This is a genomic window from Deinococcus sp. Arct2-2 (genome assembly GCF_004801315.1).
In the GTDB taxonomy this organism is placed as follows: Bacteria; Deinococcota; Deinococci; order Deinococcales; family Deinococcaceae; genus Deinococcus.
This window is the reverse complement of the sequence record NZ_SSNW01000002.1, coordinates 79,123-95,912: the sequence shown is the minus strand read 5'-3', so window position 1 is coordinate 95,912 and position 16,790 is coordinate 79,123. Positions and strand designations below refer to the sequence as shown.

10 protein-coding genes and 1 pseudogene are annotated in these 16,790 nt (G+C 61.9%); 8 read left to right on the top strand and 3 right to left on the bottom strand.

What is annotated here, in order from left to right:
• Window positions 1–3 precede the first annotated feature (3 nt).
• Window positions 4–2,505 carry a diguanylate cyclase gene (locus E7T06_RS22030; RefSeq protein ID WP_276605541.1) on the bottom strand — a complete coding sequence of 834 codons (2,502 nt, stop codon included), beginning with the start codon at window positions 2,503–2,505 and terminating at the stop codon, window positions 4–6.
• 406 nt (window positions 2,506–2,911) lie between these two features.
• Here E7T06_RS22030 and E7T06_RS01575 point away from each other — a divergent pair, with 406 nt between their 5' ends.
• The 6 genes and pseudogenes from E7T06_RS01575 to E7T06_RS21600 form a co-directional block, all read left to right on the top strand.
• Window positions 2,912–4,219, top strand: a complete 1,308-nt coding sequence (locus E7T06_RS01575; RefSeq protein WP_136364103.1) for a thiolase family protein — start codon at window positions 2,912–2,914, stop codon at window positions 4,217–4,219.
• Window positions 4,216–5,577 (top strand): 3-oxoacid CoA-transferase, encoded by a 1,362-nt coding sequence (locus E7T06_RS01570; protein WP_136364102.1) that lies wholly within the window; start codon window positions 4,216–4,218, stop codon window positions 5,575–5,577. The genes E7T06_RS01575 and E7T06_RS01570 overlap by 4 nt, the downstream gene beginning before the upstream one ends.
• A gap of 84 nt (window positions 5,578–5,661) precedes the next feature.
• The gene (locus E7T06_RS01565) at window positions 5,662–6,447 is read left to right on the top strand and encodes an IS982 family transposase (RefSeq protein WP_136364101.1); all 786 of its coding nucleotides are present in this window, start codon (window positions 5,662–5,664) and stop codon (window positions 6,445–6,447) included.
• A gap of 79 nt (window positions 6,448–6,526) precedes the next feature.
• Complete coding sequence (locus E7T06_RS01560; RefSeq protein ID WP_136364100.1) at window positions 6,527–6,832, top strand: hypothetical protein; 306 nt, start codon at window positions 6,527–6,529, stop codon at window positions 6,830–6,832.
• 306 nt (window positions 6,833–7,138) lie between these two features.
• The gene (locus E7T06_RS01555) at window positions 7,139–7,831 is read left to right on the top strand and encodes a tetratricopeptide repeat protein (protein ID WP_136364099.1); all 693 of its coding nucleotides are present in this window, start codon (window positions 7,139–7,141) and stop codon (window positions 7,829–7,831) included.
• A gap of 343 nt (window positions 7,832–8,174) precedes the next feature.
• A pseudogene (locus E7T06_RS21600) lies at window positions 8,175–9,416 on the top strand (EAL domain-containing protein); the annotation flags it as partial.
• Between the two features lie 87 nt (window positions 9,417–9,503).
• Here the strand turns inward: E7T06_RS21600 and E7T06_RS21595 are convergent.
• Both E7T06_RS21595 and E7T06_RS01540 read right to left on the bottom strand, forming a co-directional pair.
• Window positions 9,504–12,644, bottom strand: a complete 3,141-nt coding sequence (locus E7T06_RS21595) for a glycoside hydrolase family 38 C-terminal domain-containing protein (RefSeq protein WP_136364097.1) — start codon at window positions 12,642–12,644, stop codon at window positions 9,504–9,506.
• A gap of 141 nt (window positions 12,645–12,785) precedes the next feature.
• Entirely contained in the window at window positions 12,786–13,430 is a 645-nt protein-coding gene (locus E7T06_RS01540) for an FMN-dependent NADH-azoreductase (protein ID WP_136364096.1), read from the bottom strand.
• 265 nt (window positions 13,431–13,695) lie between these two features.
• On the opposite strand from E7T06_RS01540, the gene E7T06_RS01535 reads away from it, so the two are divergent.
• Complete coding sequence (locus tag E7T06_RS01535; protein ID WP_136364095.1) at window positions 13,696–15,054, top strand: aminotransferase class III-fold pyridoxal phosphate-dependent enzyme; 1,359 nt, start codon at window positions 13,696–13,698, stop codon at window positions 15,052–15,054.
• Window positions 15,055–15,253: 199 nt separating this feature from the next.
• A complete protein-coding gene (locus tag E7T06_RS01530; RefSeq protein ID WP_136364094.1) occupies window positions 15,254–16,768 on the top strand; it encodes a CoA-acylating methylmalonate-semialdehyde dehydrogenase in 1,515 nt (504 codons plus the stop codon).
• The last annotated feature ends 22 nt before the right edge of the window (window positions 16,769–16,790 follow it).

Genomic DNA, 16,790 nt, shown 5'->3' with positions numbered 1-16,790 from the left:
GAATCAATCTGGCAGTGAAGGTGTAGCCCCCGCCACAGCCGCCGAATGTTTGCCCGTTTTGTCGGCGTACATGCGGCGGTCACTGCGGTGCAGCAGGCCCAAGCTGTCGGCGGCGTCAGCGGGATAGGAGGCGACTCCGGCGCTGGCATCCACGCTGCCAAAGCCTGCGGCGCGGGTCATCATCACGGCGGCCCGCACCCGGTCGAGCATTCCTGCCGCCTCCGCGCTGCCTACGCCGGGCAAAAGGACCACGTATTCGTCTCCACCCAAGCGGTGAATGCGGTCTTCTTGCCGGAAGCACAGCCGCAGCGCCCGCGCAAATTCCTGAAGCAGGGCGTCGCCGCGTGCATGGCCTTTGGCGTCGTTCAGCACTTTCAGGCCGTCCAGATCAATCGACAACACGCCCACCTGTTCACCAGTGCGGGCAGCCCGCAGGAGCGTGGCTTCCAAATCGGCCTCCAATGCGCGGCGGTTGCCCAAGCCCGTCAGGGTATCCACGCTGGCGGCGGCTTCCAGCGCCTGCAAATGCCGCTTCCGCTCTATGCCAGCCGCCAAAGTTCGGGCCGCTACCGTCAGGACATCTCGTTCGAAGGGGAGCCACGTGCCGGCCCGGTTTGCTGGGGCACTTTCACCCGGAGTGGCCCGCACATCGGCGCTCGGTCCGGTGTGTTGATAGGCCGCCAGCACCACCGCCCGCTCCGGCACGTCCAGCGCCACAGGCAGGAGCGCCACGCCCTGCACATCGGCGGCGCTCAGGGCGCCGGGCAGGCTGGCCCGGTCTAAGAACTGGCTCTCACCTTCCAGGACGCCGCCCCCAAAAGTGCTGAGAGGAAGCCCCGCATCTCGCTGCTGCCGCACACTCACGGGCAATTCTCCTTGCCACGCCAGCGCCCGGAACACGTCGCCCTCACGCCGCCACAGCACCAGCCCGCCGCTGCCCAGTGCGCGGCTGACCGCCAAGAGCGCCGACTGTGCCACCAGTTCCACGGCTTCTTGGGCGTCCAGCAAGTGCGAAAGCTCCAGCAGCGCCTCGGCCTGTTCGCGTGCCCGCACGGCTTCTTGCCGCGCCTGCACCAAGTCTGTGACGTCGTAGGCCACGCCCACGCTGCCCGTCAGGGTTCCGTCGGCGTCCTTGAGCGGGCCGTAGCGGGCATCGAATATCCGGGTTCCGATGGTCACGCTGGACTGAAAGGCTTCGCCGTTCTGGGCGCGGGCTACGTTGTGAATGACGTCTGGCACCCGCGCAAACACGTCTTCTACACGCTGCCCTACTACTGCGCCCGGCGTGCTGCCAATGGCCCGCAGTCCCCGCCCTTCAGAGAGGGTCACGGTGCCGTGTGCGTCAGTGGTCCACAGCACCAGTGGCGCGGCGTCCAGCGCCAACTGCAGCTGCTCCTGAGTGCCCCGCAGGGCGGCGCGGCGGGCGCTTTGCTCGGTGCCTTGCCGCACGGCGCGGGTCACGGCTTCTACCAATTGACGGTCATGCGCACTCCACGGCTGATCTTGCCCCAGCCTCAACATCGTTAGGACGTAGGTGGCGGTTCCGTGCGTGCTCAACACCGTTGCCATCACTGCGTTCGGCTTTGGCTCAGTATGAGGTGACCCGGTGTGAAGCGGCCCAGTGGGAAGCGACTCTGCGTGGAGTGTACTGGCCGGTACATCGTTGCTGAACAGGGGCGCAGCTCCGGCCTGAGCTTTTGCCTGCGCCACCACTCCTGCTACGCCCAGCGGCAACTCCTGTTTCTGCGCGACCTCATGCATAAGCCGTTCTCCAGCTGCGCTGTGCCACACGGTATGAATCTGGGTTTGTCCCTGCTCGAGCGTCACCAAACCGCTCCAGTCCACCTCCAAGTTTGCGCTGGCAAGTTCGGCGGCATGCCGCAGCAGTTCGCCGGGCGCAAGGTCAAGATCGGTCAGGCCGCCGATGCCCAACAGCAATTGAGACAACAGGTGCGCGTCCTTCAGCTGCCGCATGACCCGCGCCCGTGCATCGCCCTCGCGCACCGCTTCCAACGTTTTCAGCCGCAGTTCTAACTCATCTACCACCAACGCAGCCAGATCGGTGAGGGTGTCGCGCTCCCGCTGGGTCAGCGGAGGGCGCAATTGGTCGTCGATGATGCATATCGTACCCAGCACCACGCCACTCGGCGCAACCAGCGGCGCACCCGCATAAAACCGGATGTGGGGCGGCCCAGTCACCAGCGGATTGCTGCGGAAGCGGGGGTCTTGCGTGGCGTCCGGAACAATCATAACTTCCGGCGAATGCAGTGCATGGGCGCAAAAACTCTGTGAACGTGGGGTCTCGCGCAGGTTCAGGCCAAAACAAGCCTTAAAAAATTGCCGGTCTGAATCCAACAGCGAAATCAGGGCCATCGGCGCGTCGAAGAGGCGGGCCGCCAGCGTGGTCAGGCGGTCAAAAGCCTCTTCCGGCAGCGTATCCATGACGGCATACCGCGTCAGGGCTGCCCTACGCTGCTGTTCAGATTCCTGCGTGGGCGTCGTCACGTCAGCCTCACCGTATCAGGCACAACCTGACTTGGCGCGGGATTCTATCACAGAGGAGCCAGTTGACCAGTCGAATGTGTGGTTTGGGGCGAAGGGGCGTCAACGGTTGCTGTGTCTAAGGGTCAAGGCTCTAAGAGTCTACGAAAAGATTGCACTCTACCCTGCCAACCCCACACCTTGCGCCTGAACGCCCTACCCTCTCCAAACCAGAGCAAGCGTCAGGGCAACTCTGGCGGCCCGCGCTGTGCAGCCCTTCCAAATCGGCCACTCCATGCGCTTGAATAGGGCATCTTGATGGTCTGATCTGCCGCGCCCGACTTGCCACGCTTCGGCGGAAGCAAAAAACTTGCTGGCCCCCGCCGTTCCCACTCTTGTCTGTTCCCGCCTGTCTGTTCAAGGAGTCTGCATGTCCGAACCTGTTTCCGCCCCACCTTCTGCCCACCCCGCCCACGCTTTGTCTGACCGTGACGTCGTTATCGTCGCCGCCGTGCGCTCGCCCATCGGGGCTATTCGCGGCAGTTTGTCCGGCGTGCGGCCCGACGATTTGGCCGCCAGCGTGATCCGGGCCGCCGTGCAGCAAGCCGGAATAGACCCCGCCCTGATCGAAGAAGTGATTTTGGGCTGTGCCAACCAAGCGGGCGAAGACAACCGAAACGTGGCGAGAATGGCGGCGCTGCTGGCGGGTCTGCCCGAATCGGTGGCGGGCCTGACCGTGAATAGGCTGTGTGCGTCGGGCCTCAGCGCCATCAACACGGCGGCCCGCGCCATTCGCAATGGTGACGGTGATGTATACGTGGCAGGCGGCGTAGAAAGCATGACCCGCGCCCCCCTCGTGATGCCCAAAGGCGGGCAGGCGTTTGCCAGCGGCAACGTGACCGTGTTCGATTCCACCCTCGGCTGGCGCTTTCCGAACCCGGCGATGGAAGCCCTGTTTCCGCTGGAGGCGATGGGCGAAACCGCCGAAAACATCGTAGAACGCAGCCGTGCTGGAGACTACAGCTTCGCTGAAATTACGCGGGAGGAGCAGGACGCCTTCGCACTGGAATCTCAGCGGCGCACGGTGGCTGCGCTGAATTCGGGTGCGTTTAGGAGCCAGATCGTGCCGATAGAAGTGAAAGGTAAGAAGGGCGTGACGGTGTTTGACACCGACGAACATCCCCGCTACACGCGTACGGGCGAGCAGTTTGAATTGGCTACCGACGCCGCGACATTGGCTGGACTGAAACCCGCCTTCCGCAAGGGCGGCACGGTCACAGCGGGCAACGCTAGCGGCCTCAACGACGGTGCGGCGGCGCTGGTGCTGATGAGCGCGGGCAAGGCGCGGGAACTGGGCATTGTGCCGCTGGCCCGTTGGGTGGGCGCGGCTTCGGCTGGCGTCGATCCGCGTGTGATGGGCCTCGGCCCGATTCCGGCCACCCGCAAACTGCTGGAACGCACAGGCGTAAACCTGAACGACATCGACCTGATCGAACTGAACGAAGCCTTTGCCGCCCAAGCGTTGGCCTGTATCCGGGAACTGGGGCTGGACGAGGAGAAAGTGAACGTGAACGGCGGCGGCATCGCGCTGGGGCACCCGTTGGGCATGAGCGGGGCGCGGTTAGTGGTGGCCCTCATGCACGAACTGGCGGCGCGGGGCGGGCGCTACGGCCTAGCGACCCTTTGCGTCGGCGTCGGCCAAGGCGAAGCGGCCCTGATCGAGAGGGTGGAGGCATGAAAACTGTCCCGATCATCTCCGTGCAGGAAGCGGCGGCCCTGGTCAAGCCCGGAGACCGTCTGCTGGTGGGCGGCTTCGGCATGACCGGAAACCCGGTGCATCTGGTTCATGCGCTGGCCGAGACAGACACGGGCGACCTGACCTACATCGCCAACAACGTGTCTGAGCCGGGCCTCAGCGGGGGCCTGCTGCTCCGCAACGGGCAACTGAGAAAGGCCATCGGCTCGTATTTCACTTCTAACCCGGAAGCGGTAAAAGCACACATGGCGGGCACGCTGCAAGTGGAACTGATGCCGCAGGGCACGCTGGCCGAGGCGATCCGGGCGGGTGGGGCCGGACTGGGCGGCTTTTACACGCCTACCGCCGCCGGAACCCTGATCGCCGAGGGTGCCGAAACCAAGGTGATCGGTGGACGCGACATGGTGTTCGTGCCTGCTCTGCGCGGCAACGTGGCCTTTATTCGGGCGTGGCGGGCCGACACGGCGGGCAACTTGCAATACCGCCTGACCGAACAGAATTTCAATTCCAGCATGGCGACTGCCGCCGATCTGGTGATTGCTGAAGTGGAAGAAATCGTGGAAGTGGGCCAGATTGCGCCGGAGCAGGTGCATACGCCCGGTCTGTACGTAGATTATCTGGTGCAAGCCCACCTCACGTTGGCCGATTTGGGCAGCAGTGCCGACGTGAAGGGTGGGGCCAAACGGATAGACGAAGGCCGCATGAACATGGCTCGCCGTGCCCTACAGGAACTCCGGCCCGGCGCGGTGGTCAACCTCGGTATCGGCATTCCTACGCTGGTGGCCGACCTGATTACGCCCGAACACGGCGTGAATCTGCACACCGAAAACGGCATGTTGGGCGTGGGGCCAGCGCCCGATGGCGGCGGCGCGATGGACTATCCGGTGAATGCAGGCAAAATTCCGGTCACGGCCTTGCCGGGGGCCAGTTACTTCGATTCGGCGGCCAGCTTCGGCATGATTCGCGGCGGCCATGTGGATATTGCCGTGATGGGCGGCCTGCAAGTGGACGAAGCAGGCAACTTGGCGAACTGGGCCGTACCGGGCAAACCGCTGCTGGGCGTAGGCGGCGCGATGGATTTGGCGGGCGGAGCAGGCCGCCTGATCATCCTGATGACCCACAGTGACCCCGACGGCACGCCCAAAATCGTGCCCCGTTGCACTCTGCCCCTCACCACATCCGGCGCAGTGGACATGATTATCACGGATAAGGCGGTCTTTAGTTTCGTAGACGGCCAATTGACGTTAACGGAGCTGATGCCCGGCGCGACATTGGATGAAGTTCGCCTGACCACCAGCGCCAGCTTTATAGACCGCACGAAACAGACATCATCAGTGTGAAGAGCTGGTCATTTGAGGATTCGTACCCCTAACCGCGAATAGGGGTTGACAGAGCCGGCTAGAAATGCGCTAGGGAGAGGGCTCATGACCCCTCCAGATTTGACGTTTCTACCGCTGCCCGCCGCTGTGACGCACCTCGCCCACTGGATCGCTCCACACATCCCAGCGAAATTGCTGCATCCGCACGAGAAAGTGCCAGATGCTGAACTCCTCGCGGTTGCCCTGCTTCAGAAGCTTCATAAGGTGACCTATTTCAGCCGGTGGTGGCGGTTTCTGAAGCTAAACCACTTCCCGCATTTTCCATCTGAGCCCCAAGCTCGCATCCGACTCGCTCGACTGACCCCAGTAGTCGAGCGGCTCGCGACCGAAGTCCAGACACTGGACTTCGTGATTGTGGATTCCGAACCCCTGCCTGTCTCAACGTTCAAGCGCGCACCGCGTTGTAAGTTTCGCGGAGCGCGTCACGGATTTAGCACCGCTGGTTCGGTCTATGGCTTCAAACTGCACGCTTGGAGCGCCCTGAACGGCAAGCTCGTCAAGTACGAGATTCGTCCCGCAAACGAACACGATTTCAGCGTGCTGTGCGAGATGAATAAAGATTGGCCAGCCTACGGCGGGCCGAAACAGATTGGGGATAAGGGCTATCAGTCCGGAACGTGCCTCACACCTCCCAAAATCAATGCCAAGCAAATTGACCCGCGCTGGAAGGAAGAGTACGGGGCCGCAAGGAAAGCGATCGAATCAGCCTTTTCCGTCCTCGTGAGTGCGGGATTGCGCTGGGGACAGGTCAAGACCTATCTCAGTCTGCGCTTGAAGGTCGCGCTTGGCATCTTGGCGCACAACATGAAATTCATTGACCTCAGCGGCTGAGTGCCGCCCTGTAGATGCCTAGTTGCGGTGCGTGGTGGAGCTCCTTGTGTTTGGCCCTAAGCATCTGTATGCTATACATATGGGAAAGACCACGAAGGCTCGCCTTAACCTGACCATTGACCCAGACATCTACCGGGACGCTCGGCGCGTGTTCACGGCAATGGACATGAACATGAGTTCATTCGTGGAACTGAGCCTCTCTCAGTTTATGGAAACAGTCCGTCCACTGATGCCTTTGCTTGACGAGGTGGAGCGGGGGGAGCGAGAGCCGGCCGATGTCAAAGCAGCCATGCGAATCTGGCTGGCCCACAGCGTGGGGCAAGAATTATCCGAGCGCCATCGTGTCGTTGAGCCTGGACCACCTCAAAGTACGACGAGTGATTGACCACCACCTGTCCTGATGGGTCATCCACCTGCTGTCGATCACCTGATATCTACCAATCGCCAAGGCTAGTCACCCTTCTGTCAACCCCTATTCGCGGTCCCCAGATACACTTAAGTCAGTTGATCTGAATCACGTTTGAGTAACGACCTAGATGGTAAGTACTGATCTTAACTATTGACAGTGTTTAAAACTAAACACAACGTTGTATGAAGCTGCGTTAAAATTAATGTAGATGCTCAGCCCTGATCTATTCAAATTCTTGCTGCCCTACTGTTTGCGTAGGGCGGCAGGCAAGCTGGGTAGACCGTGGACTCAGCACACGGGACTGTTGCGGTAACGCCGCGCCGGTTGGGAACTCAGGAGGGCTGGCCCTCGCTCTCCTCTGACTTGGCGCGGCAGGAGGTGGCCGAACGTGCCCACGCCGCCAACCGGGAGGCGTGGGCCAGCTTTCAAACCTCGGACTACGCCACCACGCTCCGGTACGCCACCACCGCCCTAGACGCGGCCAGAGAATCTGGCGAGCGCGAGGCCGAAGCGCGGGCGCTGAGTCATTTGGGGCATGTGCAGGCCGGACTCGGCGACGACACGATGGCGCTGGAGTTGCAGCAGCGGTCTATTGCCATTTTGCGCGACCTGAACGAACTGGAAGGGTTGGCACGCCCTATGGCGGGGTTGGCCAACCTTGACGGCGCACTCGGCGATCACGCGGCGCAGCGGTTGGTGTTCGAGGAAGCCTTGGCTCTTGCCCGGAGCGCCGCCGATGTGCAGGGAATTGGCTCCGCGTTGGTGGGGTTGGGCGTCTCGGATTTGGGGGCGGGCCACCCGCAGGAAGCTCTCCGGTGGCTGCGGCAAGGCGTAGACGCTTGCCATCAGGGCGGTCTGGCGATGGTAGAAACAAACGGTGGGCTACGACCATCTGGCCCGCGCCCACGAACAGTTGGGAGAGCTGGAAGAGGCCGAACGGCTGCACCATGTGGTGCTGGCGTTGGCCCAAAGTAGCGGCAACCGCAAGGCGGAAGGCCGTCAGCGGCAACGGCTCGGCTCGTTGCTGACCCGGCTGGAGCGCTGGCCCGAAGCCTTGGCAGAGCTAGATCAGGCGCATACGCTGGCCGTGCAACTGGGCCTGCCCCGGCTGTCCGAGGAAATTCACGCTACCCAGAGCGAGGTCTTTGAGCGCCTCGGAGAATCCAAGTTGGCCCTGAAGCACCTGAGGGCGCAAGTGGAATTGGAGCGCAAGCGACTGAACGAAGAGGCGCGGCAACGGGTAGGCGTGCTGGCGGCCCAAACCCATGCGGCGTGGGCGCAGCGCGAGGCCGAATACCACCGTGGGCAGGCCCGAGCTATGGCGCATTTGGCCCACCACGATCCTCTCACAGGACTGGCCAACCGGGCAGGTGTGGCGGCGCATCTGGCCCTGATGGTGGCCGGATCACCGGACTTGGGCGCAGAGGGCTTGCCTTTTGCCCTCTTGTTTCTGGATTTGGACGGATTCAAGGCCGTCAACGATACTTTGGGCCACGCGGCGGGCGATACGCTGCTGTGTTTGGTGGCCCAAAAACTGAATCAGGTCTTGTCTCCCGGCGATCTGCTGGGCCGCATCGGCGGAGATGAGTTTACGGTATGCGCCCAAAGCGCCCCTGACGCGGCCAGCGCTGAAACCCTCGCGCACCTGTTGGCCGACGCGCTGGACGAACCGTTTCGCGTGTTCGAGCAAGAGGTGTTTCTGACGGTCAGCATCGGCATCAGCCTGTATCCGCAGGGCGGCACCGATCCCGGCACGCTGCTTCGGCACGCCGATTTGGCTATGTATCAGGCCAAACGTTCGGGCAAAAATGCTTGGCGGCACTATGCGCCCGAAATGCAGGACAGCGCCCGCGCACGCCTGCTGGTGGGCAACCAGCTCCGGGCCGCACTGGGACGGGAAGAATTCAGGTTGCATTATCAGCCTCAAGTCGATCCCCAAACTGGCCTGATCGTGGGCATGGAAGCCTTGCTGCGCTGGTTCCCCGACGGCGGCTCGTTGGTGCGCCCCGACGAGTTTATTCCTGCCGCCGAAGATTCCGGTCTGATCGTGCCGATTGGGGGCTGGGTACTGAACGCGGCCTGCGCTCAGGTGGCCCTATGGCGGCGCAGCGGGCGTCCGGCGGCGCGGGTGGCGGTCAACGTGTCTCCTCAGCAGTTTGCCCGTACCGATTTCGTGGCTACCGTTCACGACGCTTGCCAGCGCCATCACCTTGATGCCAGCGCCCTAGAACTCGAACTCACCGAGCGCGGCATCGTGCAAGACCCCGAGTTCACGGCGCGGCAATTTGCGGCGCTGCGTGCCTTGGGCGTCCGAATCGCGCTCAACGATTTTGGGGCCGGAGAGTCTAACCTGTCGCGCCTGCTGCGGCTGCCCTTTGATGTCCTGAAACTTGACCGAGAGTTAGTCCGCACGCTGGGCGAATCGAAGGAGGCGCTGCGGGTGATGCAGGCCATGACCGCTTTGGCCCGCACGCTGAATCTGGAAGTGGTGGCCGAAGGCATAGAAACCCCGGCACAGTTGCAGGCCGTGCGTGACCTCGGTTGTAGCCGCGTACAGGGTTACTTGTTGGGTGTACCGCTTCCAGACTGGTCCAACGAACAGGTAAATTTCGGGGCCGACACGGCAGGGTTGTACTCGCTGTTCAGGCTAGTTCCCGCCGCCAGAGCGCAGGCTGAGGACTTGGTATGGCGTGAAGGCCAGCGTTCTCTGTGGAGCCGATGCCTCCGTGTTCAACGCCTCTTCCAACAAGTTTACCGCCTGCCAGCCGTCCTGTAGCCCCAAAATATCCAGCCCCGTGAGTGTGGCCTGACCGCGTGTGCCGTGTGTTTCGTACAGCCGGACAATAACCGACTCACTGTCTTCAGCCAATTTCAGGGCGCTCAGGCGCAGGCCGGGGCCGCCCTGAAGGTGCAGCAGGCGGGCCGATTCGGGCAAGGTTCTGCCGCTCGCAGCCGTGCGGTAAGCCAGTAACGGCGCGTTCAGATCGTGGGCCTGCGCCACCGTGTCGTTTCGCCAGTCACCCGCGTGTGGGTAGAGGCTGTACATGAACTGATGCTCGCCCTCGTCGGCAGTGGGGTCAGGTGCGATGGGGGAGCGCAAGAGACTCAGGCCCAGCACGTTCCCCGCCGCGCTGTAGCCGTATTTGCTGTCGGTGAGCAGGCTCAGGCCGCTGCCTGCCTCGCCGCTGCCGCCTTCGCTGAGGTCGGCCCAACGGTGGCCGGGTTTCTCGAATTGGGCGGCGTCCCACGGAGTGTTGGTGTGGGTGGGGCGGGTCACTGCGCCAAACGCGGTTTCAAATGTGGCGGTATCGGCCCGCACTTGCAGCGGCACCAGCGCCCGCAGGAAGCAGCGGCGGCCCTGCCAGTCGGCGTGGGTGTGAATATCCAGCCGCTTGCTGCCCGGATTCAGCGTGTATGTTTGCGTAATTACACTGCGGTTGCCCCGCTCGTGCTGACTGCCGCGCCTGACCTGCACTTCCGTTGCACTCACGCGCCGAGGCTGCTCCAGCGCCGTCCACTCCTCGCCCTCCTGCGCGTAGGTGGCGTCCATATCCCACGCTTCCCACTGGCGCGGAATGTCCACGTAGGCCCACAGTTGGTTGCCGCGCCCGTCCACGTCCAGCATGTCACGGTCTTGCTGCTTGTCGTACAGGCTGTCCAGCGTGCCGTCAGCCCTCACCTGCACGCGCAAATACTCGTTTTCCAGCGTCAAGCTGTCGGGTGAAAAGGGGGCGGGTAGAGGCTCGGCAGAAACCACTGGAAAGCTCAGATACCCCAGCCCCGGTACGGTCAGCCCCGGCGGGATTTTCAATCCGTCTAGTCCGCTCAATTCCCCACTCAACGGGCGGTCTTGCAGCGTCAGATTCCAGACCACCACACGGTTTTCTGGCCCCGCTACTGCGTCACTGAGGGCTTGTAAGGCCGCGTCGCGCACCTGTGCTGCTGCCACCAACGCTTCCCCCATTTCGCCGCAGGCCACCATATTCACCGCCTGTACACTGCTTCCCGGCAAAATATCGTGAAACTGGTTTCGCAGCAGCACCTTCCAGAGCGCGTGCAATTCGGCGTACGGGTAAGGGCGATGAATGAGGCGGGCGGCCAGCGCACAGGCGGCCTCGGCATCGGGCAAGGTATGTTCCAAACGGCGATTCAGGCGCTTGATTTCGGCCTGCGTGGTATAGGTTCCCCGGTGCAACTCGAAGTATTGCTCGCCCACCCATACGGGCAAAGTGGCCTGCGTTTCCTCAGAAATCCGGCTATAGAAGTCAGACACCCGCGACATGTGCAGCTTAGGCAGCCCCGGAAAATCGCGCTGGCGGGCGTAGCGTTCCAGCATTCCAGCCGTTGGGCCGCCGCCGCCGTCGCCGTAGCCGAAGCTGAGCAGGCTTTCCCCATGCCGCCGCTTGCCCCGAAACGCCTTCCAAGTTTCGAAGGTATCCAGCGCCTTGATGTCGCCGTTGTAGCCCTCGGCAGGATTGGCGAAACTGTGCGCCAGCACGCGGCTGCCGTCCAGTCCCTCCCAGTGGTACAGGTCGTAGGGAAACAGATTGGTTTCGTTCCAATTCAGCTTGGTGGTAAAAAAGTTGGGCAAGTCGGCCAGCCGGAGGAGTTGCGGCAAGTTGGCGGCGTACCCAAAGGTGTCGGGCAGCCAGCAGACCCGCGCCTGCACGCCAAATTCCTTCTGAAAGTAGCGTTGGCCGTGCAGCAGTTGCCGCGCCCACGCCTCGCCGCTGGGCAAGTTGCCGTCCGGCTCCACCCACATGCCGCCCACTACGTCCCAGCGCCCTTCTTTGACCCGCGCCCGAATCTGCTCGAACAGCGCGGGATCGTCTTCCTGTACAAATTCATAGAGCTGGCCCATGCTCTGGTTGAAGACGAACTCCGGGTACTGCTCCATCAGGTTCAGCACGGTGGCAAAGGTGCGCCGGGCCTTGCGCCGCGTTTCTGAGAGGGGCCACAGCCACGCCAGATCAATGTGCGCGTGTCCGGTCAGAGCCAGCTTGCCTTCTGCCGGATACTCGGCCCGGAGTGCGTCTAGCGCGGTGTGCAACCACTCCCGCGCCGCTGCCAATCGGGGTTGCCACTCCGCCGGGTAAGGCAGCGGGCTGACCGTTTCAAAGTCGTATTCGTCCCAGAGGCCGTCCAGCGTGGCCTTCAGAGCCGGGTTTTCTACCGCCCGTGCCAGATACGCCGCGCTGTTGCCCCGTTCCAGCGGAATTTGCCGAAAGGCCGCGGCCAGCAGGTCGGTCAGGCGCTCGGCAATGGCGGGGCGGCCTGCTTTCAGCAAATGCTGGGCCGCGTCGTACATGGCCAGCAGGTCTTCGTACAGCGCCCGCACCCCACGATCAGGAACCACCAAGCGGGCGCGGTGCAGCGCATTTTTCCGTTCTGGCGAACCAAAAAGACCTTTGGGGCTGGCTTCGATTTCTAGGCTCAATACTTCGCCGCCCATCGCTGCGGCCAATACCCGAATCTCGGTATGAAATGGATTTAGGCCGCCCACGCTGGCCCCGTTCACGCGCAGCAAGCCCTCGCCCCCGGGTAACAGTTGCACGGTCACGGCTTGTCCCGCCCAAGCGTCCGGCACCGTGACCTCAAAGCGCATGACCACCGGAAAGGCCCGCGACGGCCACGCCCCGCCTTCTTCAATCGGCCATTCCTGCCCTGCCGCGTCCCTAAAAATGCCCACTGGCAGCGGCAAAGTCCGGGCATCGGCCCAAGCGTGCAACTCGTTCAGGCGTTGCAGCAGGCGCACGAGGTGCTGCGCAGTGGTCAGGGCGTCGGGCATGGCGCTTATGGTGACACGGAAGGGGAAGGTTGAGGCGCAGGATTGCAAACAGGCCGCTTTCTGGCGACACAGAACAGGGCCGCCGGGAAGCAATTTCTGGCGGCCCTGAGTCCAAATTGTTTGAGATAAACGGTTTTAGAGTTAGACGGTTGCCGCGACAGGCTGAGCTTTGGCCGCCTGCTGGGCGCGTGCCACGGCCTCGGCCAGGATTTCTTCGCCTTTGCTGGGGTCGAAGGCCAAGCCTTCAGCCAACAGCACTTGCACGTCTGTGACGCCCAAAAAGCCTAAAAAGGCCCGCAAGTGGCTTTGAGAATGCTCCATGCCCTGTCCGGGGCCATCGCTCCAGACGCCGCCGCGTGCTTCGGTGATGAACGCCTTTTTGCCCAACGCCAGTCCTACGGGGCCAGTGGCGGTGTACTGGAAGGTTTTTCCGGCGACGGCGATGGCGTCCATGTAAGCCTTGACCATCGGAGGGTAGCCAAAGTTCCACATAGGCGCGGCAAACACGATCACGTCGGAATCGAGAAACTGGTCTACCAATTCACCGAGGCGCTGCACTTTGACGGCTTCGTGGTGGCTGAGTTCCGACTGTTGGGCCAATTTGCCCCACGCAGTCATCACTTCTGCATCAATCAGGGGAATGTTGCCCTCGTACAGGTCGAGTTCAGTGACCTGTGCGCCCGGATGTTCCGCGGCGTAGGCATCGACAAAGCTCTGGCCGAGGCGAAGCGAATAAGACTGCTCGGTGCTCTTGGGATTGCCCTTTACGAATAGTACTTTAGTCATGTGGATCTCCTCTGTTGCTGAAGGGGGGGAGGAAGGTAACGGCTGCGCACGAGACCTGGCTTACGGCAAAAACATCTTTCTCAACTGAATGTATTCTGCTCTAAAGCACTTTACTTTGTCAAGCAATGAGTATGAAGGACCGATTTAAAAAATATTCTAAGCTTGAGCCGAAGTGGTGGTGCAATCTTTGACACAGTGTCTCTCGCGTTGCCGGGCAGATAAACTTAAACTGAAGGCCAGCACACTCAGTTCAGGGAGGTCACCTATGCCCGATTCTTTTCCGCAGGCTCATCCCGACAGCCGCCAGATCATTCAGGACAACCGCGACTACACGCTGTTTTCGTGGAGTGTGCAGAACACAACCAACCCGATTCACATGACGGGCGGGAAGGGCAGCCACTTTTTTGACGGCGACGGCCATACGTGGCTGGATTTTTCCAGCCAACTGATCAACATCAACGTGGGCCATCAGCATCCCCGCGTGCTTCAGGCCATCAAAGATCAGGTGGACGTGATGTGCTTTGCTGGCCCCAGCTTTGCCACCGATGTCCGTGCCACGCTGGGCAAAAAGCTGGCCGAAGTGACGGGCTTAGGCAAGAGCTTTTTTACCCTCGGCGGCAGCGAGGCCAACGAAAACGCCATGAAAATGGCCCGTCTATACACGGGGCGCGACAAGATTATTACCCGGTACCGCTCTTATCACGGCGCGACGATGGGCAGCATGACGGCTTCCGGCGACCCGCGCCGCTGGCCTGTGGAACCCGGTGTGCCCGGAATCGTGCGGGCCTTCGATCCGTACTGCTACCGCTGCCCCTTCGGCAAAACGCCCGACAGTTGCCAGCGCGAATGCGTGTCTCATATCGAAGAAATTATTCAGATGGAAGGCCCGCACAACGTCGCCGCGATCATGGTGGAAGGCATCACCGGATCGAACGGTCTGCTGGTGCCGCCCGACGATTATTACCCCAAGCTCCGCGCCCTGTGCGACAAATACGGCATTCTCCTCATCGACGATGAAGTGATGAGCGGGTTCGGCCGCACCGGAACTTGGCTCGCCACACAGCATTACGGCATCAAACCCGACATCGTGACCTGTGCCAAGGGCCTCACCAGCGGCTATATGCCCCTCGGCGCGATGATCGTCAGCGACGCCATTGCCGAGTATTTTGAAACACACTTTTTGGCGGGTGGCCTGACCTATAGCGGGCATCCGGTCAGTCTGGCCGCCGCAATTGGCAACCTCGCCGTGTACGAAGAAGAACACCTGTTCGAACATACCCGCGAACTCGGCGCGTACCTTGGGCAGCGGCTGGAGGCCATCAAAGCCCGCTTCGCCTGCGTAGGCGACGTGCGCTACAAAGGCCTGTTCAGCGTCATCGAACTCGTAAAGGACAAGGCCACCAAAGAACCGCTCGCGCCCTTCAACGGCACCTCGCCCGAAATGGGACGGCTGGCCGCGCACATCAAGAGCAAGCACGTCTACGCCTACAGCCGCTTCAATTTCTTGTGGGTCTGCCCGCCCTTGGTCGTGACCAAAGAAGAACTCGATCACGGCCTGAGCGTCTATGAAGAAGCGCTGGCGTTGGTGGATCAGATGATTGGAGAGCCAGTGGCGGCAGATTGAAGAGCATTCGCGGTGCTCACTTCCCTCTCCCAGTCTCCCACTCAAGGGTGAGGAGTAAACGGTGATGGGCTTCAGTCTGTTCTCGCCCCCCTTAAGGGGGGACTGTTGCGAAGCAACTGGGGCCGAAGTGAGCGAAGCGGTTCTCCTTTCCCCAAGCCTCTCCTGACACTTCACCCCCCTCTCCAACCGAGGTTCTTCCATGACTGCAACCGCCCCCACCCCCACCGTCCACACCCTTGCCCACTGGCTCAACAACGCCCCTGCTGCCGGGCAATCGGGCCGTACCGCGCCTGTGTACAATCCCGCCACCGGACAGATTCAGGCGCAAGTGCCGCTGGCAAGCACCGCCGAAGTTGACGCCGCCGTGCAGATTGCTACTGCTGCGGCCAACATCTGGCGCTCGACGTCGCTGGGCAAGCGTTCCGAAGTCATTTTCAAGTTCCGTGAGCTGCTGGTGGCCCGCAAGGACGAATTGGCCCGCATCATCACCCGCGAGCACGGCAAGGTGCATTCCGACGCGCTAGGTGAGATTGCACGCGGCATCGAGAACGTAGAATATGCGTGTGGCATTCCCAATTTGCTCAAGGGCGGGTACTCTGAACAGGTCAGCACGGGCGTAGACGTGTACTCCATCCAGCAACCGCTGGGTGTGGTGGCGGGCATTACGCCGTTCAACTTTCCGGCGATGGTGCCGCTGTGGATGCTCGCCAACGCGCTGGCCTGCGGGAACGCCTTTATTCTAAAACCCAGTGAAAAAGACCCGTCTTCGGCGCTGTTTTTGGCTGAACTGCTGAAAGATGCTGGCCTGCCTGACGGCGTGCTGAGCGTCGTTCACGGCGATAAGGAAGCCGTAGACGCGATTTTGAATCATCCTGGCATTGCCGCCGTCTCCTTCGTGGGCAGCACGCCGATTGCCCGCTACATCTACGAGACGGGAACCAAAAATGGCAAGCGCGTACAGGCGCTCGGTGGAGCCAAAAACCACATGCTGGTGCTGCCCGACGCTGACATTGGTATGGCTGCCGATGCCGCCGTGAGTGCCGCCTACGGTTCGGCGGGCGAACGATGCATGGCGATTAGCGTGCTGGTGGCAGTGGGCGATTCTGGCGACAAGCTGATCGGGGCCATTCGGGAGCGCGTTCCCGCCCTGAAAATCGGCCCCGGCGACGTGGCAGGCAACGAAATGGGGCCACTGATTACCCGTGAACACCGCGACAAAGTGGCGGGCTACATTGCCTCAGCACAGGAACAAGGCGCAACTGTCGTTATAGACGGGCGCGACGCTCAATTCGACGGTGACGGGTTCTTCCTCGGCGTGTCGCTGCTGGACAATGTGAAGCCCGGAATGGCCGCTTACGACGACGAAATCTTTGGCCCGGTGCTGTGCGTGGTGCGGGCCGACACCTATGCCGAAGGGTTAGAACTCATCAACAGCAACGAGTTCGGTAACGGCACCGCCATCTTCACCCGCGACGGCGGCGCGGCCCGCCAATTCCAGTTCGATGTGGAAGTCGGCATGGTGGGCGTCAACGTGCCCATTCCTGTGCCCGTCGCGTATTACAGCTTCGGCGGTTGGAAGGCCAGCCTGTTCGGAGATACGCATATGTACGGCCCGGAAGGCGTCAAGTTCTACACCCGCTCCAAGGTCATCACGTCGCGCTGGCCCGATCCAGCGAGCAGCAAAGTCGATTTGGGCTTCCCACAAAACCGCTGATCTGCTGTTCTGGTCAGTGCAA

Excerpts from the sequence above, each read along its gene's own strand:
- E7T06_RS01570 (WP_136364102.1), top strand. The coding sequence starts at position 4,216 with ATGAAAACTGTCCCGATCATCTCCGTGCAGGAAGCGGCGGCCCTGGTC.
- E7T06_RS01575 (WP_136364103.1), top strand. The coding sequence starts at position 2,912 with ATGTCCGAACCTGTTTCCGCCCCACCTTCTGCCCACCCCGCCCACGCT.
- E7T06_RS01535 (WP_136364095.1), top strand. The coding sequence starts at position 13,696 with ATGCCCGATTCTTTTCCGCAGGCTCATCCCGACAGCCGCCAGATCATT.
- E7T06_RS01540 (WP_136364096.1), bottom strand. The coding sequence starts at position 13,430 with ATGACTAAAGTACTATTCGTAAAGGGCAATCCCAAGAGCACCGAGCAG.
- E7T06_RS01565 (WP_136364101.1), top strand. The coding sequence starts at position 5,662 with ATGACCCCTCCAGATTTGACGTTTCTACCGCTGCCCGCCGCTGTGACG.
- E7T06_RS01560 (WP_136364100.1), top strand. The coding sequence starts at position 6,527 with ATGGGAAAGACCACGAAGGCTCGCCTTAACCTGACCATTGACCCAGAC.
- E7T06_RS21595 (WP_136364097.1), bottom strand. The coding sequence starts at position 12,644 with ATGCCCGACGCCCTGACCACTGCGCAGCACCTCGTGCGCCTGCTGCAA.
- E7T06_RS01530 (WP_136364094.1), top strand. The coding sequence starts at position 15,254 with ATGACTGCAACCGCCCCCACCCCCACCGTCCACACCCTTGCCCACTGG.